This window comes from Nocardia jiangsuensis (assembly GCF_042650385.1).
In the GTDB taxonomy this organism is placed as follows: Bacteria; Actinomycetota; Actinomycetes; order Mycobacteriales; family Mycobacteriaceae; genus Nocardia; species Nocardia jiangsuensis.
In genome coordinates, this window is sequence record NZ_JBHSAX010000023.1 from 162,052 (window position 1) to 186,383 (window position 24,332).

Below are 24,332 nucleotides of genomic sequence, written 5' to 3' on the forward strand. Positions count from 1 at the left end.
CGTCGTGCGGGCGCCTTGCTCAGGCCCCGTGTGCTGATCCGAGCGGCGGCGAGCCGCGACGGTCACGAGTCATTCTGGCGCGAACCACTCGGTTTCGTCGCGGTGGACCCCGCATCGCTCTCGGTTCCGTTATCGCGCGCACCCGCGTCGGCGTTGCCGGAATCCTCCGACGTTTTCGCGAGATCCGGATCCGGAGTGGTTTCGGTGGCCTTCGCCCCGGGCGAAGTCTTCGTCTCCGGCGCCTCCGCCGTGCCCGCCGCGGGAGGTTCGGGCTTCTCCCCCGCCGGTGCCGTTCCGGCGGTCGCCTTCGTCACGTCGACGGAGGCACCCTCGTCCTTCGCGTCCGCAGCCTCCGCCGCCTTCGCGTCCGCCTGCTCACCCTCGACCTCCGAATCCGCCGATCCGTCGACCCCGTCCGGGTCGCCCGGAACAGCCTCCGCGGCACCGTAGGTGCGCAACGCACCGAGCTGCCACGGCCACGGCCGCCCGGTGGCCGGCTGCAGCTGCTCCGCCCGCTCCCGCCCCTTGGTGGCGAAGACGAAGTAGGCGATGGCGAGCAGGAACACGACCGCCGCGGTGAACGAGTTGATCCGGATCCCGGCGATGTGCGTCGCCTCGTCGTCCCGCATGAGCTCGACGAAGAAGCGGCCGAAGCTGTACCAGGCGACGTAGAGCGCGAAGAGCCGCCCGTGTCCGATCCGGTACCGCCGGTCCAGCCAAACCAGGGCGATCACGATCAGCACGTTCCAGAGCAGCTCGTAGAGGAAGGTCGGGTGCACGACCTTGTCCACCACGCCGGTGGAGACCCCGCCCATCATGTCCAGCCGGCCGTCGTCGCCGACCCGGCGGTAGATCTCCAGCCCCCACGGCACCTCGGTCTCCCGGCCGTACAGCTCCTGGTTGAACCAGTTGCCGAGCCTGCCGATGGCCTGCGCCAGCAGGATCCCCGGCGCGACGGCGTCGCCGAGGGCGGGGAGCGGGATCTTGTAGATCCGGCAGCCGATCCAGGCGCCGACCGCGCCGAGCGCGACCGCACCCCAGATCCCGAGCCCGCCCTGGTAGATCTTGAGCGCGTCGATCGCGTTCCCGTCCGGCCCGAAGTACTTCTGCCAGTCGGTGGCGACGTGGTAGAGCCTGCCGCCGATCAGCCCGAACGGCACCGCGAACATGGCGACGTCGAGCACCGCCCCCGGCTGCCCGCCGCGCTCCCGCCAGCGCCGCTCACCCCACCAGATGGCGACGATGATGCCCGCGATGATGCAGAGGGCGTAGGCGCGCAACGGGAACGGCCCCAGCTGCCAGACACCCTGCGCGGGACTCGGAATGTAGGCCAGCACGTCGGCGGCGCCGGAAAGACTGTCTGCCAGGACTCGTGAGGTCACGGACGCCACCGTATCCGAGCCGCCGGGCAGACCGCCCGGGCAGGGGCGAAGGGGCGCACCTCCGGAGGAGGTGCGCTCAGGAAGTGACCGTCGCGGAGCGAACACCGTCGGCGAGCTCGGCGGTCAGGGCACGCACCGCCTCCAGACTTTCGCCCGCGGCGGTGACCAGCGCCGACCCGACGATGACACCGTCGGCATACGCGGCGATCTCGGCGGCCTGCGCACCGGAGCGCACCCCGAGCCCGACCCCGATCGGAATATCACTGTGCGCCCGAATCCGCGCGCACAGCTCCGGCGCCGCGGAGGAGACGGCATCGCGAGCCCCGGTGACGCCCATGGTCGACGCGGCGTAGACGAACCCGCTGCTCGCCTCGAGCGTCATGACCAACCGCTCCTCGGTGGAGGAGGGCGCGACCAGGAAGATCCGATCCAGCCCGTGCGCGTCCGAAGCGGCGATCCACTCTCCCGCCTCGTCCGGAATGAGGTTCGGCGTGATGATCCCGGCCCCGCCCGCGGCGGCGAGATCGCGCGAGAAGGCGTCGATCCCGTAGCGCAGCACCGGATTCCAGTAACTCATCACCACGGCCTGACCGCCGGCCCCGGTGATCGCCTCGACCACCCGGAACACGTCGCGCACCCGGACCCCGTTGCGCAGCGCCTGCTCGGCGGCGACCTGGATGGTCGGCCCGTCCATCACCGGATCGGAGTACGCGACCCCGACCTCGACGATGTCGCACCCGGCCTCGACCAGCGCGCGGCAGGCCGCGATCGACCCGTCCAGGTCCGGGTAGCCGGCGGGCAGGTAGCCGATCAGCGCGGCCCTCCCCTCGCCGCGGGCGGCCGCGAACGTGGCCGCGAGACGCGAAGTCACGCTTCCTGCCCCTCGTCGAAGAGCCCGAACCAGCGGGCGGCGGTGTCCATGTCCTTGTCCCCGCGACCGGAGAGGTTCACCAGGATGATCGCGCCCGGCCCCAGCTCCTTGCCGAGCCGCAGCGCACCGGCGACGGCGTGCGCCGACTCGATCGCCGGGATGATCCCCTCGGTGCGGCTGAGCAGCAGCAGGGCGTCCATCGCCTCGGCGTCGGTGACCGGCTGGTACTCGGCGCGGCCGATGTCCTTGAGGTGGGCGTGCTCGGGTCCGACGCCGGGGTAGTCGAGGCCGGCGGAGATCGAGTGCGACTCGATGGTCTGGCCGTCCTCGTCCTGCAGCAGGTACGAGTAGGCGCCCTGGAAGGCGCCGGGGGTGCCGCCGGTGAAGGTGGCCGCGTGCCGCCCGGTCTCGACGCCGTCGCCCGCGGCTTCGTAGCCGACCAGCCGGACCCCGGCGTCGTCGAGGAACGGGTGGAAGATGCCGATGGCGTTGGAGCCGCCGCCGACGCAGGCCACCACCGCGTCCGGCAGCCTGCCGGTGAGCGCCTGCACCTGCTCGCGCGCCTCCAGCCCGACGATCCGCTGGAAATCGCGGACCAGCAGCGGGAACGGGTGCGGGCCCGCCGCGGTGCCGAAGCAGTAGTAGGTGTCGTCGGCGTGCGAGACCCAGTCCCGCAGCGCCTCGTTGATGGCGTCCTTGAGCGTGCGCGAGCCGGTCTCCACCGAGACGACGCCCGCGCCGAGCAGCCGCATCCTGGCGACGTTCAGCGCCTGCCGCGCGGTGTCGACCGCGCCCATGTAGATCACGCACTCCAGCCCGAGCAGTGCGCAGGCGGTGGCGGTGGCGACGCCGTGCTGGCCCGCGCCGGTCTCGGCGATCACCCGCTTCTTGCCCATGCGCTGGGCGAGCAGCGCCTGCCCGAGCACATTGTTGATCTTGTGCGAGCCGGTGTGGTTCAGGTCCTCGCGCTTGAGCAGGATGCGGGCGCCGCCCGCGTGCTCGGCGAGCCGGACGCACTCGAAGACCGGCGACGGACGCCCGGTGTAATCGCGCTGCAGCCGGTCCAGCTCGTCGAGGAAGGTGCGGTCGGTGCGGCACTTCTCGTATTCGGCGGTGACCTCTTCGATCACCGCCATCAGCGCCTCCGGCACGTGCCTGCCGCCGTAGACGCCGAAGTGGCCGCCGGTGTCCGGCTCGTGCGCGCTGTGTTCGGCGACGCCCGCGCTGGCCTGGGGCAGCGCGGCCATCACCGCCCCCGCCGTGCCGGCTTCGGGCAGGACGGGTGGGTGCCCGCGGTGACCAGCTTGAGCACGGCGGCGCGCGGGTCACCGCTGGTCACCAGCCCCTCGCCCACCAGGACGGCATCCGCGCCCGCACCCGCGTAGGCGAGCAGGTCGGCGGTGCCGCGGACGCCGGACTCGGCGATCCGGATGACCTCGGTGGGCAGCCCGGGGGCGATCCGGGAGAAGACGTCGCGGTCCACCTCGAGCGTCTTGAGATTGCGGGCGTTCACGCCGATCACCGAGGCGCCCGCCTCCAGCGCGCGGTCCGCCTCCTCCTCGGTGTGCACCTCGACCAGCGCGGTCATGCCGAGCGATTCGGTGCGGTCGATGAGCGAGGCGAGCACGTCCTGCTGCAGCGCGGCCACGATCAGCAGGATGACGTCGGCGCCGTGCGCCCGCGCCTCGTGGATCTGGTACGGGCCGACGACGAAGTCCTTGCGCAGCACCGGGATGGAGACGGCGGCGCGGACGGCGTCCAGGTCGTCCAGCGAGCCGTGGAAGCGGCGCTCCTCGGTGAGCACGCTGATCACCCGCGCGCCGCCGTCCTCGTAGGCCTTGGCGAGCGCGGCGGGGTCGGTGATCGTCGCCAGCGAGCCCTTGGACGGGCTGGCGCGCTTGACTTCCGCGACGACTCCGATACCGTCCTCGAGCAGTGCTGCCTTGGCGTCCAGCGCGGGGCGGGCGGCGGCTCCCGCCGCCTTGATCGTGGCGAAATCCGTGACCGCTTCGCGGGTGGCCACGTCCGCACGGACCCCGTCGAGAATCGAGTCGAGTACCGTCATCTGGCTCGAATCCTTTCTGGGGAGACGGACCTGCTGCCTGAAAATCCCTCCAGGCGCTGTCTCACCGATGCCGACCAAGAATAAATGCCCGGGAACCGGGAGTCCGACTCGGGTCGGCGGTTGCCTCCCGCGGCGGCGCTCCCACCGGGCCGGACCTGCGCACCCGGGGCGCGCCGGGCGGCGCGCCGCCGGAACGTGTGCGCGGTCACTCGGCGCCCGCGCTGCGAGGCCGGTCACCGTCGACGTCACCGGACGCTCCGCCCGTGACGATCTCCGCCTGGTCGCAGGCAGTCCCGGGTGCACGCGCCGGGGCGGTGCCCGGCTCCGGGTCCGCCGGACCTCGAGCACGCGACGGCCCGGGGTCGACGGTGGGGTCGTCGCCTGCGTCGAGGGCGTCCCAGAGGACCCGCTCGGGGAGCTCGGCGTCCGCGCCGGACCGCGCCTTGTCCAGTTCCGCCCCGGCCGCGGCGCGGCGGACGGCGGGGGCGTCGTAGCGCCCGGAGAGCTCGGCGGACCCGCGTGGCATGCGGGCGAGCAGCACGCCCGCGGTGAAGGCGGCGAGCGCGGCGGCGACGGCGATCAGCGCCGGGAAGACAGCGGTCTGCGCGCCGGTGACGACGGCTCGCCCGGGCAGCTCGGCCAGGGTGGCGCCGCGCTGCCCCGGATCGCCGGAGCCGGTGAGCAGCGCGAAGGGTGGCACGGCGGTGACCGCGGCGACCAGGGTGACCACCACCCCGAGGAACCGCCGCAGCCACCCCCGCGTCGCGAAGACCGCCGCGATGGCGGCGAGCAGCACCAGCGCCAGCGGGGTGAGCGCGCCGAACCAGGTGCCGCCGTTCAGCTCGTCGGTGCGCGGCTCGGTGAGCCCGTCCGAGGAGGTCACGGTCACCCAGGTCATCCGCGAGGCCACCCACATGAGCCCCGCCGCGACGGCGAGCAGCACCACCGGCCCCACCGGATACCGCCGCCCGGCCTTCGCGTCGCCGGGCCGCCCGTCGACGGCGTCCGCGGGCGCGGCGACCGGCAGGCCCGACGCCGGTTCCGAGCGGTCCGGCTCCTCCGCAGCGGCGGGGGCGCCCGATTCCCCGCTCACAGCGCGCCGTCGCTGACCAGGGCCTCGGCCCCGAACGGCCGCACCGTCCGCGCGGCGGCGACCGCGCGCAACACCGCCATCGCCTTGTTCCGCGCCTCGTCGTCCTCGTACTCCGGCACCGAGTCGGCGACCACCCCCGCACCCGCCTGCACGTAGGCGATCCCGTCCTTGACCAGCGCGGTCCGGATGGCGATGGCGGTGTCGGCATCCCCGGCGAAGTCCAGGTACCCGACGACGCCGCCGTAGATCCCGCGCCGGGTCGGCTCCAGCTCCTCGATGAGCTGCATGGCCCGCACCTTCGGCGCCCCGGAGAGCGTGCCCGCCGGGAAGCAGGCGCGCACCGCGTCCAGCGCCACCTTCCCCTCCGCGAGCTGCCCGGAGACCGTGGAGACCAGGTGCATGACGTGGCTGTACCGCTCGATGTGCCGGTACTCGGTGACCCGCACCGTCCCCGGCCTGCACACCCGCCCCAGATCGTTGCGGCCCAGGTCGACGAGCATGAGGTGCTCGGCGTTCTCCTTCTCGTCCGCCAGCAGCCCCTTCTCCAGCAGCAGGTCGTCCTCCTCGGTGGCCCCGCGCCACCTGGTGCCGGCGATCGGGTGCGTCGTCGCCACCCCGTCCACCACGGTGACCAGCGATTCCGGGCTGGAGCCGACGATGGAGAAGGCGGTGCCGCCCGCGCTGTCCGGGATCTGCAGCAGATACATGTACGGGCTCGGGTTGGCGGCGCGCAGCATCCGGTAGAGGTCGATCGGCTCGCCGTCGAAGTCCATCTCGAAGCGCTGCGAGATCACCACCTGGAAGGCCTCGCCCGCCTCGATCTCGCCGATCAGCCTGCGCACGTCGGCGCCGAACTCGTCGCTGCTCCGCGCCCGGCGGTAGTCCGGCTCGGGCTGGTCGAAGACCGAGACGGTGGAGGCAGCGGGGGCGGCGAGCGCGGCGGTCATCCGGTCCAGCCTGGCGACGGCGTCGTCGTAGGCCTCGTCCACCCGGTCGGCGGTGCCGTTCCAGTTCACCGCGTTGGCGATCAGCGTGATCGCGCCCTCGTGGTGGTCGAAGGCAGCCAGGTCGGTGGCGAGCATGAGCACCATCTCGGGCAGCCGCAGGTCGTCGGCGGCGAGCGTGGGCAGCCGCTCCATCCGGCGCACCGCGTCGTAGCCGAGGTAGCCGACCATGCCGCCGGTGAGCGGGGGCAGCCCGGGGATCCGCTCGGTGCGCAGCAGTTCGAGGGTGTCGTGCAGCGCGGTCAGCGGGTCGCCGCCGACCGGGGCGTCGGCGGGAGTCGCGCCGAGCCAGGCGGCCTCGCCGTCGGCGACGGTGAGCGCGGACGGGCTGCCCGCACCGATGAACGACCAGCGCGACCAGGAGCGCCCGTTCTCCGCCGACTCGAAGAGAAAGGTGCCCGGCCGGCTCGCGGCCAGCTTGCGGTAGGCCGAGAGCGGAGTCTCGGAGTCCGCGAGCACCTTCCTGGTCACCGGGACCACGCGGTGCTCCGCGGCCAGCTCGTGGAAGCGTTCGCGGGACGTGGTGGCTGGGGTCGGCGCGGCGTGCATCGGGCCATCATCCCAGGTGGCCGCGAACGGATATCGGGCCCCCGCGACGGCGGCCCCGACCGGCCGCACGGCAGGTAGGGTCGGGGTTCATGCAGACAGGCCAGCTCGCTCCGCGGTTCGAGCTCCCCGATCAGTCCGGTACACCCCGTTCGCTCGACGCGCTGCTCGCCGACGGACCGCTGGTGTTGTTCTTCTACCCCGCCGCCAACACCCCGGTGTGCACCGCGGAGGCGTGCCACTTCCGCGACCTGGTCGGCGAGTTCGCCGCGCTCGGCGCGAGCTGCGCCGGGATCAGCACCGACTCGGTGGCGACGCAGTCCGGCTTCGCGGGCAAGCAGAGCCTCGGCTACCCGCTGCTCTCCGACGCCGACGGCGCGGTGGCGAAGGAGTTCGGCGTCAAGCGCGGGCTGCTCGGCAAGCTGGCCCCGGTGAAGCGGCAGACCTTCGTGATCGATACCGACCGCACCGTGCTCACCGTGATCGCCAGCGAGCTGCGCGCCACCGTGCACGCCGACGACGCCCTGCAGTTCCTGCGCGAGCGCGCGAAGTAGGAAGTAGACGGGCTGTGCCGGTCGGCGCCGCGCCGACCGGCACATCGGCATCGGGACCGCGGCGGTGGTCACCGGGGACGGCGTCGAGCACCGGACCCGCCGGGCGCGATATCGGGTCACGGAGAAGGCGCGCGCCTACCCTGGATCCATGACATCCAGCGAGGTCCCGGTCGATCGGCGGAAACCGGCCGCGACGGTGTGGCGCAACCGCGCGATCGCGGCGGTGGCGCTGCTCGCGGTGCTGGTCGTCGCCTACCTGATCCTGGCCGCGTTCCTGCCGCGCTGGTGGGCCCAGCGCCTGGCCTCGGCGGTGGACGGCAGCTTCGCCAAGGGCATCGGCTGGGGACTGCTCTACGGGGGCGTCGGCACCGCGCTCACCCTGTTCCTGCTGCTCGCCGCCGCGCTCGGCTGGCGGCGCAGGGGCGGGCGCTTCCTGGCGGGCGCGGCAGCGCTGCTCGCGCTGCTGGCCGCGATCCCCAACCTGCTCACGCTCACCGTGGTGCTCGGCACCAGCGATGCCGCGCACGCTGGCGAGCGCATCCTCGACGTCGATGCCCCCGCCTTCCGCGGCGCCGCCCTGACCGGCGCGATCCTCGCCGCGGTGCTCTTCGCCGCCGTCGCGGCGCTGCTGGCCCGGCGCGGCATCCGCCGCCGCAGGGGCGCCGGCCGGGTGGTCGAACCGGCCGCCGGAAAGCCGGCGACCGATTCCGGCGGTTTGTGAGTGTTTTCACGGAACCGAGCATCTCCATGACGCTCGAGCATCACCGTGGCAAACTCGCTCACGCGAGTGACTGTGAATACACGTTGCAGTGAATTCCGCGCCGAATCAGCCCGGCTGAACCTTCGCCCCACGTCACTTGGCTCCGAAAGTAGGCAGACAGTGACGAAATGGCTCGACCCGGTCGAAGAGCGCGCCTGGCGCGCGATGGTCACCGTGACCACCCGGCTGCCCGGTGCGCTCGACACCAGGCTGCAGCGAGAATTCGGAATCACGCATTTCGAGTACTGGGTGCTGACCCTGCTCTCCGAGGAGGCCGGGCATCGTTTGCAGATGAGCGAGCTGGCGCACAAGGCAAATGCGTCGTTATCCCGGCTCTCGCACGTGATCTCGAAACTGGAGCGGCTCGGCTGGGTGCAGCGCTCCGCGACCTCGGGGAAGCGCGGCGTGCAGGCCGTCCTGACCGACACCGGGTATGTCAAGGTGGTCGAGGTGGCGCCGGGCTACCTGGAGGCGGTGCGCAGGCTGGTCTTCGACGCGCTGGATTCGGAGACCACCCGCGAGCTCGCCCGGGTGGTCGACACGCTCTCCCGGCACCTCACCGACGTCCTCGACCAGGAGAACCAGGACTGAGTCAGCCCTCGGCGAGCAGCCGGTCGCCGTCGAAGCAGGTGTGCGTGCCGGTGTGGCAGGCGGCGCCCTCCTGGTCGACCACGAGCAGCACGGTGTCGCCGTCGCAGTCCAGCCGCACCTCGTGCACGTACTGGGTGTGCCCCGAGGTCTCGCCCTTCACCCAGTACTGCTGCCGCGAGCGCGAGTAGTACGTGGCCCTGCGCGTCGCCAGGGTGCGGGCCAGTGCCTCGTCGTCCATCCAGGCGACCATGAGCACCGCCCCGGTGGCCTTCTCCTGGGCCACCGCGGACACCAGCCCCGCCTCGTTGCGCTTGAGGCGGGCGGCGATCGTCGGGTCCAGGCTCATGCTGTCTTTATACGGGACCGGCTCAGCTCGCCGAGCAGCCGCCAGGTGCGCAGCGGGTGCCTGCCGATGATCGGCACCACCGACGTGCCGGACACCTCGCGGCCGAGGATCCCGGCGATCGCGTCGTGGCTCGGGGTCCGGCCGAGCCAGCGCGAGGCGAGCCCGACGGGGGCGCTGCGATTCCGATACTCACATCACCCTGCGACGGCGTTCCGTCGCAGGGCGATTCCCCGGCTCCGGCAGGGGGTGATTCTTGTTCAGCGCACCACGATGTCCTGGTCCCGCAGCGAGTCCTTGACGTTCCCGATGGTCAGCTCGCCGAAGTGGAAGACGCTGGCCGCGAGCACCGCGTCCGCCCCGGCGTGCACCGCGGGGGCGAAGTGCTCGACCGCGCCCGCACCGCCACTGGCGATCACCGGCACCGCCACCGCGGCCCGCACCGCGCGGATCATCAGCAGGTCGAACCCGGCCTTGGTGCCGTCCGCGTCCATCGAGTTGAGCAGGATCTCGCCGACGCCGAGTTCGGCGCCGCGCTCGGCCCACTCGACCGCGTCGATCCCGGTGCCGCGCTTGCCGCCGTGCGTGGTGACCTCCCAGCCGGACGGGGTGCTCGGCTGCCCGTCGGGCACCGTGCGGGCATCGACCGAGAGCACGATGCACTGCGAGCCGAACCGCTCGGACATCTCGCGCAGCACCTCGGGGCGCGCGATGGCCGCGGTGTTCACCGAGACCTTGTCCGCGCCGGCGCGCAGCAGCCGGTCCACGTCGGCGACGGTGCGCACGCCGCCGCCGACGGTGAGCGGGATGAAGATCTGCTCGGCGGTCCTGGTGACCACGTCGATCATGGTGCCGCGGTCGCCGGTGGAGGCGGTGACGTCGAGGAAGGTGAGCTCGTCGGCGCCCTGCGCGTCGTAGGTCGCGGCGAGCGCGACCGGGTCGCCCGCGTCCCGCAGGTTCTGGAAGTTGACACCCTTGACCACCCGGCCCGCGTCCACGTCCAGGCACGGGATCACCCGCACGGCCAGCGTCATGTCGGCACCTTTCTCACGCGTCCTCGGCGACCGTGCAGATCATCGCGAGCAGCTCGGCGTGCACGCCGGGCGCGGCGGCGAGCACCGAGCCGGAGGTGATGGTCCACGGCTCGCCCGCGATATCGGTGACCACCCCGCCCGCGGCCCTGACCAGCGCGACACCGGCCGCGTTGTCCCACGGGTGGTGGCCGAAGACGATCGCGCCGCCGAGTACCCCGTGCGCGGTGAAGGCCAGGTCGATCCCGGTCGAGCCGTGCATCCGGACCCGGGAGGAGAGCCTGCTCAGCGGGCCGAGCAGGTCGAAGCGGAACTGCCCGGGGATGCGGCCGCGGGAATCCACGTTGAAGGCGCCGAAGCCGATCATGGATTCGCCGAGCGAGGCCCGCGCCAGCGGGGGCAGCGGCACGCCGTCCACCACCAGCGGGCCGCCGGCCGCCGCGGCATAGCGGCGGTTCAGCAGCGGCAGCCAGGTGAGGCCGAGCACCGGTTCGCCGTCCCGGACCAGGGCGAGCAGCATGCCGGAGAGCGGGTGCCCGGCGGAGTAGTTGAAGGTGCCGTCGATCGGGTCGAGCACCCAGGCGGCGCCGGAGCCGAGCTGCGGCCCGCCGTACTCCTCGCCGTGTACCTCGATGCCGGTGCGCTCGCGCAGCGCGGCGCTCACCGTGCGCTCGAGTTCCAGGTCGAGTTCGGTGGCGAAGTCGTTGCGGCCCTTGGTGACCGCGCTCGGCGCGCCGATTCCCTCGACGAACCGGGGCGCCACCTCGTCCAGGATGGCGGCGGCGGTGTCGAGCAGCGTGCCGAGATCGGCGTCGGCCACGGTGGCCTGGTCGCGCGGGCTCATCGCCGGGGGTCCGCACTCGCGCGCGGGGCTGCGAGTTCGCGCGGGTCAGCGAGGTGGCGCGGAGGGGCCGAGCGGAGTGCCCGGCGCGCCGCGGCCTTCGAGGTGGAGACCACTGCTCAGCGCACCGCCGCCAGCGCCTCGGGCAGCGTGAACCGGCCCGCGTACAGCGCCTTGCCGACGATCGCGCCCTCGACCCCGTCGCCGACCAGCTCGGCGATGGCGACCAGGTCGTCCAGGGTGGAGACGCCGCCGGAGGCGATCACCGGGGCGTCGGTCGCGCCGGCGACATCGCGGAGCAGGTCCAGGTTGGGGCCGGTCAGGGTGCCGTCCTTGGTGACATCGGTGACGACGTAGCGGGTGCAGCCGTCGCGCTCCAGCCGCTCCAGCACCTCCCACAGGTCGCCGCCGTCGCTCACCCAGCCGCGGCCGCGCAGCCGGTGCTCGCCGTCGACGATCCGCACGTCGAGCCCGACCGCGATCCGCTCCCCGTACTCGGCGATGGCCTTGGCGCACCACACCGGATCCTCCAGCGCGGCGGTGCCAAGGTTCACCCGCGCGCACCCGGTGGCGAGCGCCGCGCGCAGCGAATCGTCGTCCCTGATCCCGCCGGAGAGCTCCACCTTCACGTCCAGCTCACCGACCACTCCGGCCAGCAGCTCCCGATTCGACCCGCGCCCGAACGCGGCGTCCAGGTCGACCAGGTGCACCCACTCGGCCCCCGCCTCCTGCCACGCCAGCGCCGCCTCCCTCGGGGAGCCGTAGCTGGTTTCGCTACCGGCCTCTCCCTGTACGAGGCGCACGGCCTCACCATTGGCGACATCGACCGCGGGCAGTAGTACGAGACTCACTCGAGGCAGCTTAGTAGGCGCGCGCATCCCTCCCACTCCCGGCCTGGGGGTTTCGGTCTCACCGCCCGGCTGCGGATGCTTGCCCAGGATGGCATCCTAAGCCCGAGTTCCGCAGTCGGAACCTGCGCAGCGTCGCGCTGACGTCGGTGGTTCAACCCATAGATTTTCGACTACTCAAGGATTGTTACCTCTTCCGAGGTGTACGGCGTCACAGTAGCGCCTTCATAAACTGCTCGGTGAAATCCCGGTTGCGCCCCAGCTCACGATCTATTCCTCGATCTCCGGCGAGGGTTTGGATCACACCGGCCGCGTGGGTAATATATTCGAGGTACTTCTGGTCGTCCCACAGAATATCATTAAGATTTTTACAAGCCTTTTCTGCCTTCTTCTCCAGTGACTCGATTCTGTCGGGTTCAACCTTTCCGCTGACCATGGTCTGAATCCCCGTCAGTAGGTGATACCTAACCGGTTTCAATCCGCGATCTATCGTTCCACTGCGGAAGAAATGGTCCATTTTACAAAAGGCGTATGCTGCGCTGTAGTAATATGAAGGGTGATGCGAGTCCGCAAATACATCCGCACCGGCCCTCTACGGAGATCTCCGTAATATCGGGCAGCGGTATGCGGAATTCGGAGATATAGAGAAGAGAAAGACTGCATGAGGTTACGTAGTGTGATGACCCGCCACGTTCCCCTTACTTGAGCGCTTCCTGCCCACTGCTTCGAGCGGCGCTCGTAATAGATCCTGTGAGCATCATTTTCGCCATAAGAACTGAAGTATGCTTCGATCCTCTTCTGAACCTCTGCCAGCGCGAGCAGGTTCTCGGCCGTGACCTGACTCTGCTTATTAGTCGCCTTGGTAATGCTATTGGTGACGTCATCGTCTTCCGAGACAATTAGCCGGAACGGAACGTACACGCCTTCCAGTCTATCTCGGAATCTGTGCAGGATATGGCTAGTCTGGCAGCCGTTGACAATCTGGAAGTCTCGAAGCGTGAAGCGATTGCCTGTAACCTTGAGGTCGCCCGCTACGGTCGTGACTCCATTGTTCAATACACAGAAGTGACTCGCTTCGCCGGACAATAGCGTCCGCCCGATGTCCAAGTTCACATCATTGTCACCTTGAAAATCTCGAACATTATCGAAGAACAGGGCTTTCCGGATATCGCCATCTTCGTCAACAATCAGTTTGACGAACTCACTCGCCGAGAGAACTCCAATATAGGCCTCTCTAATGCCCGACATATCGGGGAGCGTAGTCTTCTGATCAAATTGGAAGGTTACTTCTGTCGCACTATCGATCGAACGCCAACTATCTTGTATCTGTTTAGCGCCCCAAACATGGAAATCAGCTCTTGAGATAAGGTTTGTCGATTCCAGGCGCTCTTGAGTATCTTTAATCTTTCTTTGAAACGCGATTTGCTCTTTCCACGCACCTGTGGTCACATAGAAAAGTTTGCACACTGGATTCGACCGGAATCTGGGTGAATGATCGAAGAGGACTTGCAACATACGATGAGCCTCTGCCAGCCCCGGATGAGGAGGCTCATCGTCACATAGCAGAGCTACAGCCGTATCTGCGAAGACACTAAGATCGCCTAGATTAAAACCGCCGGTGCGTTTCGCTTGAATGAGGGTTATCGTCGAGTCGAAAGCACTCTTCCCATTCAGGGCGTCTTCGAGTTCCGTCATTCCGGGAATCAGCTCACCATTAACGGAAATGGCGAAGCCGTCTACCCCGATCGTCCCGTCGGCGCCACACGAGTAATCGTCCACACTGAACTGCTGCTCGTGCTGTCTAGATAGCACGATAAAGTTGACGAAATACTCGAAACTTTCTGATTCATCTAGTGAATCCAGCGACGAGTTGACCACCCAATCCTTGAACAAACGCTCCGTGACGCGGTCCAAGACTCCCCTTAGCTCGTAGTTAGCTCCCCTTCGTACCGTACCTGCCACAGTGAAACCGAGCCAGATACCGATCAGACGGTTTCGATCAGAGGGCGCCGATCCAGTTGCGGAGCAGGGCGGCGCCGGCGTCGCCGGACTTCTCCGGGTGGAACTGGGTGGCGGAGAGCGAGCCGTTCTCGACGGCGGCGAGGAAGCGGCCGCCGTGGTCGGCCCAGGTGAGCCTGGGCGCGGCGATGTGATCGGCAGGGGGAAGCTCCCAGGTGCGGGCGGCGTAGGAGTGCACGAAGTAGAAGCGGGTCTCGGGGTCGAGGCCGTCGAACAACACGCTCCCGGACGGGGCCTCGACGGTGTTCCAGCCCATGTGCGGGAGGACGGGGGCCTCCAGCCGGTCGACGGTGCCGGGCCACTCGCCGCAGCCGTCGGCCTCGACGCCGAACTCGACGCCGCGGTCGAAGAGGATCTGCATGCCGACGCAGATGCCGAGCACCGGACGCCCGCCGGCCAGCCGCTGGCCGATCAGCCGCTCGCCGCGCACCGCGCGCAGCCCGGCCATGCAGGCGGCGAAGGCGCCGACGCCGGGGACGACGAGGCCGTCGGCGGCGAGCACGGTGTCCGGGTCGGCGGTGACGGTCACCTCGGCGCCCGCGCGGACCAGCGCGCGCTCGGCGGAGTGCAGGTTGCCGGAGCCGTAGTCGAGCAGCGCGACGGATTTCACAGCACGCCCTTGGTGGAGGGGACCCCGGTGATCCGCGGGTCCGGCTCGACGGCGGCGCGCAGCGCCCGCGCCACCGCCTTGAACTCCGCCTCGGTGATGTGGTGCTGGTCGCGGCCGTAGAGCACCCGGACGTGCAGCGCGATCCTGGCGTGCGAGGCGAGCGACTCGAAGACGTGCCGGTTGAGCACGGTCGAGTATGGCGCGCCCGGCCCCGAACCGGGGATCACCGCGTGCAGCAGGTGCTCGGGCTCGCCGGTGTGCACGCAGTAGGCGCGGCCGGAGACGTCGACCGCGGCGTGCGCGAGCGTCTCGTCCATCGGAATCCAGGCGTCACCGAAGCGGCGGATCCCGGCCTTGTCGCCGAGCGCCTGCCCGAGCGCCTGGCCGAGCACGATGGCGGTGTCCTCGACGGTGTGGTGCGCCTCGATGTCGATGTCGCCCTGCGCGCGCACGGTCAGGTCGAAGCCCGCGTGCGCGCCGAGCGCGGTCAGCATGTGGTCGTAGAACGGCACGCCGGTGCTGATCTCGGTGCGGCCGGTGCCGTCGAGGTCGAGCTCGACCAGGATGTTCGATTCCCTGGTGACGCGCTCCACCCGCGCGGTTCTGCTCATCGGGCTCCCTCCGGGTTCATCGCGGCGCGAGGTCGCCGGTGAGTTCGGCGCTCGCTCGCAGGAATTCGTCGTTCTCGGCGGCGAGGCCGATGGTGGCGCGCAGGTGGCCGGGGATGCCGACGTCCCGGATCAGCACGCCGCGGTCCAGGTACCGCCGCCAGGTGGCCGGTGCGTCGGCGAACCGGCCGAAGAGCAGGAAGTTGGCGTCGCTGGGCACCACGTCGAAGCCGAGCGCGGCGAGTTCGGCCGCCACCCGGTCGCGCTGCGCGGCGAGTTCGGCGACGCTGCCGAGGGTCTCGCCCGCGTGCCGCAGCGCCGCGCGGGCGGCGGCCTGGGTGATCACCGACAGGTGGTACGGCAGCCGGACCAGCAGCAGCGCGTCGACGACGGCGGGCGCGGCGACCAGGTAGCCGAGCCTGCCGCCGGCGAAGGCGAAGGCCTTGCTCATGGTCCGGCTGACCACCAGCGTGGCCGGGTACCGGTCGATCAGCCCGATGGCGCTGGGCTGCGCGGAGAACTCGGCATACGCCTCGTCCACCACGACGATGCCGGGCGCGGCGTCCAGGACGCGCTCCAGGTCGGGAGCGGGGATGCTGTGCCCGGTCGGGTTGTTCGGGCTGGTCACGAAGACCACGTCGGGGCGGCGCTCGGCGATGGCGGCGAGCGCGTGATCCACGTCGAGCGAGAAATCGCCCGCCCGCTTCGCCTCGATCCACTCGGTGTCGATGCCCTCGGAGATGATCGGGTGCATCGAGTACGAGGGCACGAAGCCGAGCGCGGTGCGACCCGGGCCGCCGAACGCTTGCAGCAGCTGTTGCAGGATCTCGTTGGAGCCGTTCGCGGCCCACACATTGGCGGTGTCGACCGCGGTGCCGGTCTGCTTCGTCAGGTAGGCGGCGAGATCGGTGCGCAGCGCGACCGCGTCCCGGTCCGGGTAGCGGTGCAGCTCGGCGGCGGCCGCGCGGACCGCCTCGGCCACGTCGTCGACCAGCGCGCGGGTCGGCGGGTGCGGGTTCTCGTTGGTGTTGAGCTGCACCGGGACGCTGAGCTGCGGGGCGCCGTAGGGCTGCTTGCCGCGCAGGTTCTCCCGCAGCGGCAGGTCGTCGAGCCCGATGCCGATTCCGGGAACGGTCACGACAGCGCCTCGAACCGCGCCCGCACCGCCTGGCCGTGCGCGGGCAGGTGCTCGGCGTCGGCCAGCGCGACGACGTGCCCGGCGACGTCCTTCAGCGCGGCCTCGGTGTACTCGACCACGTGGATGCCGCGCAGGAAGGTCTGCACGCTGAGCCCGGAGGAGTGCCGCGCGCAGCCCGCGGTGGGCAGCACGTGGTTCGAGCCCGCGCAGTAGTCACCCAGGCTGACCGGGGCGTACGCGCCGACGAAGATCGCGCCCGCGCTGCGCACCCTGGCGGCGACGGCGGCCGCGTCGGCGGTCTGGATCTCCAGGTGTTCGGCGGCGTAGGCGTTGACCACGCGCAGTCCCTGGGCGATGTCGTCGACCAGCACGGTGCCGGACTGGGTGCCGGTGAGCGCGGTGCGCACCCGCTCGGCGTGCTCGACCACCGGCAGCTGCGCGGTGAGCGCGGCGTCGACGGCATCGGCCAGCGCCGGGCTGTCGGTGACCAGGACGCTGGCGGCGAGCACGTCGTGCTCGGCCTGGCTGATCAGGTCGGCGGCCACGTGCACCGGGTCGGCGGTGGCGTCGGCCAGGATGGCGATCTCGGTGGGGCCCGCCTCGGCGTCGATCCCGACCAGCCCGCGGCAGAGCCGCTTGGCGGCGGTGACGTAGATATTGCCCGGCCCGGTGATCAGGTCGACCGGGGCCAGCGGCTGCCCGTCGGTGTCGGTGCCGCCGTAGGCGAGCAGCGCGACGGCCTGCGCGCCGCCGACCGCCCACACCTCGTCGACGCCGAGCAGCGCGGCCGCGGCCAGCACCGTCGGGTGCGGCGAGCCGCCGAACTGTTTCTGCGGCGGCGAGGCCACCACCAGCGACTCCACCCCGGCAGCCTGCGCGGGCACGACGTTCATCACCACGCTGGACGGGTAGACGGCGTTGCCGCCCGGCACATAGAGCCCGACCCGCTCGACCGGAACCCAGCGCTCGGTGACGATCCCGCCGGGCACCACCTCGGTGACCGTGTCTGTGCGCCGCTGATCCGCGTGCACCTTCCGCGTCCGCTCGATCGCGACCTCGAGCGCGGCCCTGACCTGCGGGTCGAGCCCCGCGAGCGCTTCGGCCAGCGCCTTCGCGGGCACCCGGACCGCGGCGGGGGCGACCCCGTCGAACTGCTCGCCGTACTCCAGCGCGGCGGCGGCACCGCGGTCACGGACCGCCTCCACCACCGGCCGCACATGCGGCAGCACCGAGTCCACGTCGACTCCCCCGCGCGGCAGCGCGGAGCGCAGCTCGGCCACGGCGGGAGTGCGACCGCGCAGATCCACGCGGGCGAGCTCGATGGGTGTGGTCATCTCGGGGTGCGGTCCTGTCTCGAGGGGGCGGATCGGCAGCGCGCGTCCGACCACCAGCCTATCCGTCCCGCGCACGCGCTTTTGCCTGGCCACCGGTGGCCGCCGCGCCGAGTGGCCGCCGTCACCCGGCGGCGTTCGGGAACTAGCGGGTGTCGCTGTCGATCAGCAGCTTGCCGGTGCCGGAGCCGATCACCCGCAGCGTGACCGCCTCGGTCTGCCCGCTGATGGTGAGGCTGGCCACCCGCATGTCGATGGAGCCGTCGTCGTTGTTGGTCCGGGCCGGGGCATCGATGTTGGAGAAGGTGTCGATGGTGCGCGCGCGCCAGTACTGACGGAACTCCGACTCGGAGCCGTAGACCTTCTGCGCGGCCGGGGTGAGCAGCGACCAGTTGCTCGCGGGGCTGCTGTAGAAGTCGACAACGAGCTGGGCGGCGGAGCCGAGATCGACGGTGGCGGCGCTCGGCGTCTGGCCGATGGCGGCCAGCGAGGCCGAGCTGGTGGCGGGGCCGGCGGGTGTGCTGATCGACGGGGTGCTCGCCTGCACCTGGTTCCCGGACGAGTCGTCGCCGCCCATGGTGGTGAAGAGGACCGCGGCGACGGCGGCGATCGCGCCGAGCCCGGCGCCGATCAGCACGGCGGTGCGCTTGCCCGAGCCGGAGCCGGAATCCGGCGCGGGCTGCGGGTGCGCGGCCGTGCGCGGATGGGACGCCGTCTTCGGATGCCCCGGCCCCCGCGGTGCGGCGCCGTTGCGCGGGCCACCGGGGCCGCCCTGGCCGCCGTTGCGCGGCGGGGTCGGGCGCGAATGTCGTTGCGGCGGCGGGTTCGCGGTGCGCACCCCGGCGCCACCGCGCTGCTGCTCACGGCCCCCGTACGCCTCGGAGGCCGGCACGAACCCGGCGGGCACCGGCTCGGCACCGGCCTCGGCGAGCGCGGCCAGCCTGGCTCGCGAGGTGCGCATGGTCGGCCGCCGCTCCGGGTCCGGATCGAGCAGCTGGAGCAGGAAGTCGGTGGCGGGCCCGGCATTCCGCGGCTCGCTGACCTGGCCGTTGGCCGCCGCGTAGAGCACGGCCAGCGGATTGGCGCTGGCGCCGTAGGGCGGCTCGCCCTCCAGCGCGTGGAAAAGCGTTGCGCCGAGCGCGAAGACGTCCGCGGACGGCGTCGGGTCGGCGCCGCGGGCCACCTCGGGGGCGAGGTAGGCGGCGGTGCCGCAGATCAGCCCGGTCTCGGTGAGCGTGACGTCACCGGTGGCGCGGGAGATGCCGAAGTCGGTGATCTTCACCGTGCCGTGCTCGTCGAGCAGGACATTGCCCGGCTTGACGTCGCGGTGCACGATGCCTGCCTGGTGCGCGGCGATCAGCGCCGCGGCGACCTGCTCGCCGATCCTGGCCACCTGGGTCAGCGGCAGCGTGCCCTGGGCGGAGATGACCGCGGCCAGGCTGCGCGACTTCAGGTACTCCATGACGAGGCACGGGTCACCGTTGTGCTCGGTGATGTCGAACACCACGATGGCGTTCGGGTGCTGGAAGCGGGCGGCGTTGCGCGCCTCGCGGAATGCGCGCTGGCGGACCACTTCCCGCTCGGCCTGCGGAAGGCTCGGCTTGATGTGGATCTGCTTGACCGCGACCGAGCGCTGCAACCGCTCGTCGAGGGCACGCCAGACCACGCCCGTGCCGCCGCTACCAATCCGCTCGACCAGGCGGTAATGTTCCGCGATCAACTGACCGGTATCGATGGCTTCTACTCCGAACCTTCTCGAAATCGTGATCGCGCGCGGCTCGACATCCGCGCGTTCGACGCCAAGTGTAGCGGGCCTGTGATCCCGAGTCGGCGTCAGCGGTGGTTTATCTCGCACCGATCACGATACCGTGTTCCCATACGTTTTCGCTATCGCACTGCCCGGAGCATGCGCCCGGCCGCCGCGACCGCGGGCTCCGAACTGCCCGCGTCCGCGACGAACACGGCGAATGCCAGATCGCCGTCGATCCCGACGAACCAGCCGTGCGCCGCGGAGTTGTCGCCGTACTCGGCGGTACCGGTCTTGCCGAGCAGGCCGGGAAGGTCACGCAGCGCGGTCGCGGTACCCGCGGTGACGGTCTCCCGCATCATCGAGCGCACGTCGTCGGCGACCCCGGCGGGCAGCGCGGGCGGGGTGCGGTCGGGCGTGCCGGGGCGGCCCTGCACCAGCGCGGGGGCAGGCACCGAGCCCTGCGCGAGCGCGGCGGCGACCAGCGCCATGCCGAAGGGCGATGCGGTGACCCGCCCCTGCCCGATCGATGCCTCGACCCGCTGCGCCGGGGTCTCGGCGGCGGGCACCGAGCCGGTGACGGTGGTCAGCCCGGGGGTGACGTAGTCGATGCCGAGCCCGAGCTGGGCGGCGGCGTCGGTGAGCGCGGTGGCGGGCAGCCCGACGGCGAGCGCGGCCATCGTGGTGTTGCAGGAGCGGGCGAAGGCGGTGTGCAGCGGCACCCGGCCCAGGTCGAAGCTGTCGTCGTTGGGGATCCGCCTGCCCTCGATGTCCGCGCTGCCCGGACACGGCAGCACGGTGTCCGGGGTGGCGGCACCCGCCTGCAGCGCGGCCGAGGCGGTGACCGTCTTGAAGGTGGAGCCGGGCGGGTAGAGGCCGGTGAGCGCGAGCGCGCCCTGCGCGTCGGCCGCCGCGTTCTGCGCCACCGCGACGACGGCGCCGGTGGACGGCCGCAGCGCGACGATCGCCGCCGGGGTGCGGATCGGGGCCAGCGCGGCCTCGGCCGCCCGGTGCAGCGCCGGTTCCAGGGTGCTCGCGATGTCGGCGGCGGCGCGCGGTTCGCGGCCGGCGACCCGGCGGGGGCCCTGCGCGGCGTCGGCCTGGATCCACCAGCCTGCGGTGTCGTCGGCCTCCTGCTGCCAGAGTTCGGCGAGCCCGTTCAGGGGTGGCCCGGACAGAGCCCGGTCCACGGTCAGCAGCCGGGTCTGCGGGGCGAGGGTGACACCGCGCAGCGCGCTCAACCGGTCCTGGATCGGCGCGATGTCGGCGGCGCGCAGCGTCACCGCGGTGACGGTCCGGCCCTGAGCCGCGGCCAGCTCGGTGTCCAGGGTCTGCGCGGTGATGCCGGGAGCGGCCGGGCCGAGCAGCGCGGCGACGCCCGCGGTGTCGGCGTCGGGGGCCAGGTTCACCAGGGTGACGATCTGCTCGGTCATGAGTTCGCCGCCTGCGGCGTCCAGCACCCGGGCCGGGGTGCCGTAGGCCGTGGAGTACTCCAGCGGCCCGGTGTCGAGGCCGGGGGCGACGGTCGCCGGATTCCACTTCACCCGCCAGCCGTCGTCGGAGTCGGTGGCGAGCCCGGAGGTGGTGTACTGCCACAGGTTCCGGCCGCCGGGGCCGAGTCGCCAGGTGACGTCGAGGGTGAAATCACTGCCCTCCGCCGAGCGCACGGTGACCTCGTTCTCGGTGCCGAGTGCCCGGTACAGCCCCTCGAGCACGGGGATCGCGGCGTTCTGGTCGGTGGTCAGCCGGGCGGCGGCGGCGACGTCGTCGCGCTGTAGCGCGTCGGCGAACTCGCCGGCCACGGAATCCGGCTGGGCCGGCCCGGAGCAGCCGGCCAGGCCGAGACCGAGCACGGCGAGCACGACCAGCGGTCGGCGGAAGGGAGAGCGCACGCGGCGAGAGTAACGCCGGACGGCCCCGGTATGCGGGAGGAAGCCCGCTCAGTCCCGGACAGTCGCGACGAGCCGCGCCGACTCGGCGGCGTTCAACTCGATCTCGAAGACCTCGGCCAGCACCTCCGGCAGTTCGTCCGGCTCGAGTTCGCGGGATTCGGCTCGGCCGTCCGGGTATTCGGCGGTCCAGGTGCTCCGGTCCAGGATGTGGTGCACGTCCGGGTGGAAGCGCTGGGCGAAGACGCGGCGGGTGAAGGGCGAGCGCGGCGAGGTCGCGACGAAGTGGTTGGCCACCTCGTAGTCGATCGGGTACTGCGGTGCCTCGGTGAAGGTGTAGCGGTCGACCCAGCCGTCCCTGGCGAACTGGTGCAGCACCCAGAGCTCCGGCAGCCGCTCCAGGCGGAAGCGCCAGTCGCCGAGCGCGAATTCGCCGCGCTCGGTCAGCGGGTAGGCGGCGAGCGGGCCCGCGCCGAAGCCGACGTCGGCGATCAGCGGGTGCTCCGACTCCGGTACCCGGACGGCGAGCAGGGCGTGCGTGGCGGGCCGGGTCGGTGGGTGCACCTGGCCCGCCGCACCCATGGTGACCCGGCCGCTCAGCGCGGTGAACGCGAACCCGAAGCGCTCCAGCGCCGCCGCGAAGAGCACGGCGTTCTCGTAGCACCAGCCGCCACGCGGGCTCCCGATCAGCTTGCGCTGCAGCGATTCCAGGTCGAGCGGGACCGGGCGGCCGAGCAGGGTCTCCAGGTTCTCGAACGGGATGGCGGTGGTGTGCGCGCGGATCAGGGCGTGCAGGGCGGCTTCGGTTGGTTCGCGCTCGCCGGCGTAGCCGATGCGGGTGAGGTAGGCGTCCAGGTCGAGAGCCTCGCCCTGCCAGGGTGTCGGTGACGTCATCGGGCCTCCTCGCCGCGGTGCGGCGCCGGATGCGCGCCTCGTTCGCGACAACCGCGAAACTCGCACAGGTGTTCCCGTCCTGTCACCGCTTCTGGTTACGCTGCGCGCATGCACGCGATGGATACGGCTCAGCGGCGGGCGCGGCTCGCCGTGCGGCACCGGCTCGCGCACGAGGCCCGCACCGCGGACGTGGTGCGGGTGGTGCGCTCGATGGTGGCGCTGCACGCCACCGATCCGGCGACCGTCTTCCTCTCCACCGCCGCGCGCGGCCCCGAGCTCACCCCGGGGCACCTCGAGGAGGCGCTGTACGACCGGCGCGAGCTGGTGCGGCTGCTCGGCATGCGGCGCACCATGTTCGTCGTCCCGACCGAGCTGGTCCCGGTGTTGCAGGCCGCCTGCGCCGACGCGCTCGCCGTCACCCAGCACCGCAACTACACGCGTCTGCTCGCCAAGGCGGGGGTCGGTGACGGCGATACCGCGAAGTGGCTGGACGAGGTCGCCGAGGAGACCCACCGGGCCCTGCTCGAGGCCGGTTCGGCGACCGGCGCGCAGCTCGGCAAGCGGGTGCCGCGGCTGGCCACCAAGGTCGACCCGACGCCGGAGAAGGCGTACTCCGAGCCGGGCCCGATCACCACCTGGGTGCTGGTGCTGCTCGGCGCGCAGGGCCGGATCGTGCGCGGGCGCCCCGGCGGCACCTGGGCGGGCAGCCAGTACCGCTGGGAGCCGATCGAATCCTGGCTACCGTCCGGTGTTCCCGCGATCCCCCTGATCGAGGCGCGCGCGACCCTGCTCCGGGCGTGGCTGCGCGCCTTCGGCCCCGCCCCTCGCTCCGACCTGGTGTGGTGGACCGGCTGGTCCCAGCGCGACGTCACGAAGGCGCTGACCGAGGTGGAGACCGTCGAGGTCGACCTGGACGGCGTGCCGGGGCTGCTCCTCGCCGACGATCTCGAGCCGGTCGCGGAGCCGGAGCCGTGGGCCGCCCTGCTCCCGCACCTCGACCCGACCCCGATGGGCTGGAAATCGCGCGACTGGTACCTGGGCCCGCACGGCCCCGCGCTCTTCGACCGGTTCGGCAATATCGGCCCGACCATCTGGTGGAACGGCCGGATCGTCGGCGGCTGGGCCCAGCGCCGGGACGGTGAGCTCGCCTGGCGGCTGCTGGAGGACGTCGGCGCCGAGGCCGAGGCCGCGATCACCGCCGAGGCGGAGCGCATGCGCTCCTTCTACGGCGAGGTGCGGGCGATCCCGCGGTTCCGCACCCCGCTGGAGAAGGAGCTGTCGAGCTAGACGTCGAGCCCCAGGTCGAGCACGGTCACCGAGTGGGTGAGCGCGCCGACGGCGAGGTAGTCGACGCCGGTGCGGGCGTAGTCGGCGGCGACGTCGAGGGTGAGGCCGCCGGAGGACTCCAGCTCGGTGCCGGGGGCGACGGCGTTGCGGCGCTGGACGGCGGCCTGGGTCTGCCAGAGCGGGAAGTTGTCCAGCAGGACCAGCTCGGGTTTCTCGGCGAGCACCGCGTCCAGCTGCTCCAGGCTGTCCACCTCGACCTCGCACGGCAGGCCGGGGGCGGCGGCGCGGACCGCGCGCAGCGCGGCGACGACCGAGCCGGCGGCGGCCACGTGGTTGTCCTTGATCAGCGCCGCGTCGCCGAGCCCCATGCGGTGGTTCACGCCGCCGCCGACCCGCACCGCGTACTTCTGCAGCGCGCGCAGCCCGGGCAGGGTCTTGCGGCTGTCCCTGATCTCGCAGCCGGTGCCGTCGACGGCGTCCACCCAGGCGGCGGTGGCGGTGGCGATGCCGGAGAGGTGGCAGAGCAGGTTGAGCAGGGTGCGCTCGGCGGTGAGCAGGGCGCGGGTGGGCGCGACGAGTTCCAGCGCGGCGTCGCCGGGGGCGAGGCGGGCGCCGTCGGCGAGCCGCGCGGTCACCTCGTAGCCGCCCGCGCCGAGCACCTCGTCCAGGACCAGGAGGCCGACGTCGAGCCCGGCCAGCGTGCCCGGCTGCCTGGAGACCACGCGGGCCTTCACGGTCGCGTCGGCGGGGACGGTGGCGGTGGTAGTGACGTCGGGGCCGTAGCGCAGGTCCTCGTGCAGGGCGGTGCGGACGAGGGTGAGCAGCTCGTCGCGGTCGAGGGTCGGGTCGAGGGTCATCGGTCTTCCTCGGGGAGTCGGGG

Annotated in this window: 24 protein-coding genes; 4 read left to right on the forward strand and 20 right to left on the reverse strand. The window is 71.6% G+C overall.

The genetic code is table 11. The features are described from left to right. Positions 1–62: 62 nt before the first annotated feature. The 6 genes from lgt to ACFO0B_RS28195 all read right to left on the reverse strand — a co-directional run bounded on the left by lgt (position 63) and on the right by ACFO0B_RS28195 (position 6,964). Positions 63–1,367, reverse strand: a complete 1,305-nt coding sequence (gene lgt / locus ACFO0B_RS28170; protein ID WP_378616264.1) for a prolipoprotein diacylglyceryl transferase — start codon at positions 1,365–1,367, stop codon at positions 63–65. A gap of 91 nt (positions 1,368–1,458) precedes the next feature. Further along, a complete protein-coding gene (trpA, locus tag ACFO0B_RS28175; RefSeq protein WP_378616266.1) occupies positions 1,459–2,286 on the reverse strand; it encodes a tryptophan synthase subunit alpha in 828 nt (275 codons plus the stop codon). Beyond that, positions 2,250–3,500: a tryptophan synthase subunit beta gene (gene trpB, locus ACFO0B_RS28180; RefSeq protein ID WP_378616132.1), complete on the reverse strand. Its 1,251-nt coding sequence runs from the start codon at positions 3,498–3,500 to the stop codon at positions 2,250–2,252. Before trpB ends, trpA begins: the two co-directional genes overlap by 37 nt. Beyond that, on the reverse strand, positions 3,500–4,318 hold the full coding sequence (trpC, locus tag ACFO0B_RS28185) for an indole-3-glycerol phosphate synthase TrpC (protein WP_378616134.1): 819 nt from the start codon (positions 4,316–4,318) through the stop codon (positions 3,500–3,502). The genes trpB and trpC overlap by 1 nt, the downstream gene beginning before the upstream one ends. A 205-nt stretch (positions 4,319–4,523) precedes the next feature. Further along, positions 4,524–5,411: a TIGR02234 family membrane protein gene (locus tag ACFO0B_RS28190; protein ID WP_378616136.1), complete on the reverse strand. Its 888-nt coding sequence runs from the start codon at positions 5,409–5,411 to the stop codon at positions 4,524–4,526. Next, complete coding sequence (locus ACFO0B_RS28195; protein WP_378616268.1) at positions 5,408–6,964, reverse strand: anthranilate synthase component I; 1,557 nt, start codon at positions 6,962–6,964, stop codon at positions 5,408–5,410. The genes ACFO0B_RS28190 and ACFO0B_RS28195 overlap by 4 nt, the downstream gene beginning before the upstream one ends. An 89-nt stretch (positions 6,965–7,053) precedes the next feature. Here ACFO0B_RS28195 and ACFO0B_RS28200 point away from each other — a divergent pair, with 89 nt between their 5' ends. The 3 genes from ACFO0B_RS28200 (at position 7,054) to ACFO0B_RS28210 (ending at position 8,866) form a co-directional block, all read left to right on the forward strand. Beyond that, the gene (locus ACFO0B_RS28200) at positions 7,054–7,515 is read left to right on the forward strand and encodes a peroxiredoxin (protein WP_378616139.1); all 462 of its coding nucleotides are present in this window, start codon (positions 7,054–7,056) and stop codon (positions 7,513–7,515) included. Between the two features lie 148 nt (positions 7,516–7,663). After that, complete coding sequence (locus tag ACFO0B_RS28205; protein WP_378616141.1) at positions 7,664–8,236, forward strand: permease; 573 nt, start codon at positions 7,664–7,666, stop codon at positions 8,234–8,236. 204 nt (positions 8,237–8,440) lie between these two features. Then, positions 8,441–8,866 carry a MarR family winged helix-turn-helix transcriptional regulator gene (locus ACFO0B_RS28210; protein WP_378616270.1) on the forward strand — a complete coding sequence of 142 codons (426 nt, stop codon included), beginning with the start codon at positions 8,441–8,443 and terminating at the stop codon, positions 8,864–8,866. 1 nt (position 8,867) lies between these two features. Here ACFO0B_RS28210 and hisI read toward each other — a convergent pair whose 3' ends face one another. The 13 genes from hisI to ACFO0B_RS28275 all read right to left on the reverse strand — a co-directional run bounded on the left by hisI (position 8,868) and on the right by ACFO0B_RS28275 (position 22,165). Beyond that, complete coding sequence (gene hisI, locus ACFO0B_RS28215) at positions 8,868–9,212, reverse strand: phosphoribosyl-AMP cyclohydrolase (protein WP_378616143.1); 345 nt, start codon at positions 9,210–9,212, stop codon at positions 8,868–8,870. A 257-nt stretch (positions 9,213–9,469) separates the two neighbouring features. Continuing rightward, entirely contained in the window at positions 9,470–10,243 is a 774-nt protein-coding gene (gene hisF, locus ACFO0B_RS28220; RefSeq protein ID WP_378616145.1) for an imidazole glycerol phosphate synthase subunit HisF, read from the reverse strand. A 13-nt stretch (positions 10,244–10,256) separates the two neighbouring features. Next, positions 10,257–11,084, reverse strand: coding sequence for an inositol monophosphatase family protein (locus ACFO0B_RS28225; RefSeq protein ID WP_378616147.1), 828 nt, complete (start codon positions 11,082–11,084; stop codon positions 10,257–10,259). Between the two features lie 116 nt (positions 11,085–11,200). Next, the gene (gene priA, locus ACFO0B_RS28230) at positions 11,201–11,932 is read right to left on the reverse strand and encodes a bifunctional 1-(5-phosphoribosyl)-5-((5-phosphoribosylamino)methylideneamino)imidazole-4-carboxamide isomerase/phosphoribosylanthranilate isomerase PriA (RefSeq protein WP_357028172.1); all 732 of its coding nucleotides are present in this window, start codon (positions 11,930–11,932) and stop codon (positions 11,201–11,203) included. A 208-nt stretch (positions 11,933–12,140) separates the two neighbouring features. Then, positions 12,141–12,365 carry a hypothetical protein gene (locus ACFO0B_RS28235; protein ID WP_378616150.1) on the reverse strand — a complete coding sequence of 75 codons (225 nt, stop codon included), beginning with the start codon at positions 12,363–12,365 and terminating at the stop codon, positions 12,141–12,143. Between the two features lie 50 nt (positions 12,366–12,415). Further along, positions 12,416–13,843: an AIPR family protein gene (locus ACFO0B_RS28240; protein ID WP_378616152.1), complete on the reverse strand. Its 1,428-nt coding sequence runs from the start codon at positions 13,841–13,843 to the stop codon at positions 12,416–12,418. An 85-nt stretch (positions 13,844–13,928) separates the two neighbouring features. Beyond that, a complete protein-coding gene (hisH, locus tag ACFO0B_RS28245; RefSeq protein WP_378616154.1) occupies positions 13,929–14,558 on the reverse strand; it encodes an imidazole glycerol phosphate synthase subunit HisH in 630 nt (209 codons plus the stop codon). Then, entirely contained in the window at positions 14,555–15,169 is a 615-nt protein-coding gene (gene hisB / locus ACFO0B_RS28250) for an imidazoleglycerol-phosphate dehydratase HisB (protein ID WP_378616156.1), read from the reverse strand. Before hisB ends, hisH begins: the two co-directional genes overlap by 4 nt. A gap of 16 nt (positions 15,170–15,185) precedes the next feature. Continuing rightward, on the reverse strand, positions 15,186–16,304 hold the full coding sequence (locus ACFO0B_RS28255; protein ID WP_378616158.1) for a histidinol-phosphate transaminase: 1,119 nt from the start codon (positions 16,302–16,304) through the stop codon (positions 15,186–15,188). Next, the gene (hisD, locus tag ACFO0B_RS28260) at positions 16,301–17,638 is read right to left on the reverse strand and encodes a histidinol dehydrogenase (protein WP_378616160.1); all 1,338 of its coding nucleotides are present in this window, start codon (positions 17,636–17,638) and stop codon (positions 16,301–16,303) included. The genes ACFO0B_RS28255 and hisD overlap by 4 nt, the downstream gene beginning before the upstream one ends. Before the next feature lie 142 nt (positions 17,639–17,780). Beyond that, a complete protein-coding gene (locus ACFO0B_RS28265; protein ID WP_378616162.1) occupies positions 17,781–19,355 on the reverse strand; it encodes a serine/threonine-protein kinase in 1,575 nt (524 codons plus the stop codon). Between the two features lie 167 nt (positions 19,356–19,522). Further along, the gene (locus ACFO0B_RS28270; protein WP_378616164.1) at positions 19,523–21,274 is read right to left on the reverse strand and encodes a penicillin-binding transpeptidase domain-containing protein; all 1,752 of its coding nucleotides are present in this window, start codon (positions 21,272–21,274) and stop codon (positions 19,523–19,525) included. Between the two features lie 48 nt (positions 21,275–21,322). Beyond that, positions 21,323–22,165, reverse strand: a complete 843-nt coding sequence (locus ACFO0B_RS28275) for an arylamine N-acetyltransferase family protein (protein ID WP_378616166.1) — start codon at positions 22,163–22,165, stop codon at positions 21,323–21,325. 108 nt (positions 22,166–22,273) lie between these two features. Here ACFO0B_RS28275 and ACFO0B_RS28280 point away from each other — a divergent pair, with 108 nt between their 5' ends. After that, a complete protein-coding gene (locus ACFO0B_RS28280; RefSeq protein WP_378616168.1) occupies positions 22,274–23,452 on the forward strand; it encodes a winged helix DNA-binding domain-containing protein in 1,179 nt (392 codons plus the stop codon). On the opposite strand, the gene nadC is transcribed toward ACFO0B_RS28280, so the two are convergent. Next, positions 23,449–24,309: a carboxylating nicotinate-nucleotide diphosphorylase gene (gene nadC / locus ACFO0B_RS28285; protein ID WP_378616170.1), complete on the reverse strand. Its 861-nt coding sequence runs from the start codon at positions 24,307–24,309 to the stop codon at positions 23,449–23,451. The two genes, ACFO0B_RS28280 and nadC, sit on opposite strands and share 4 nt — an antisense overlap. Positions 24,310–24,332: the final 23 nt, after the last annotated feature.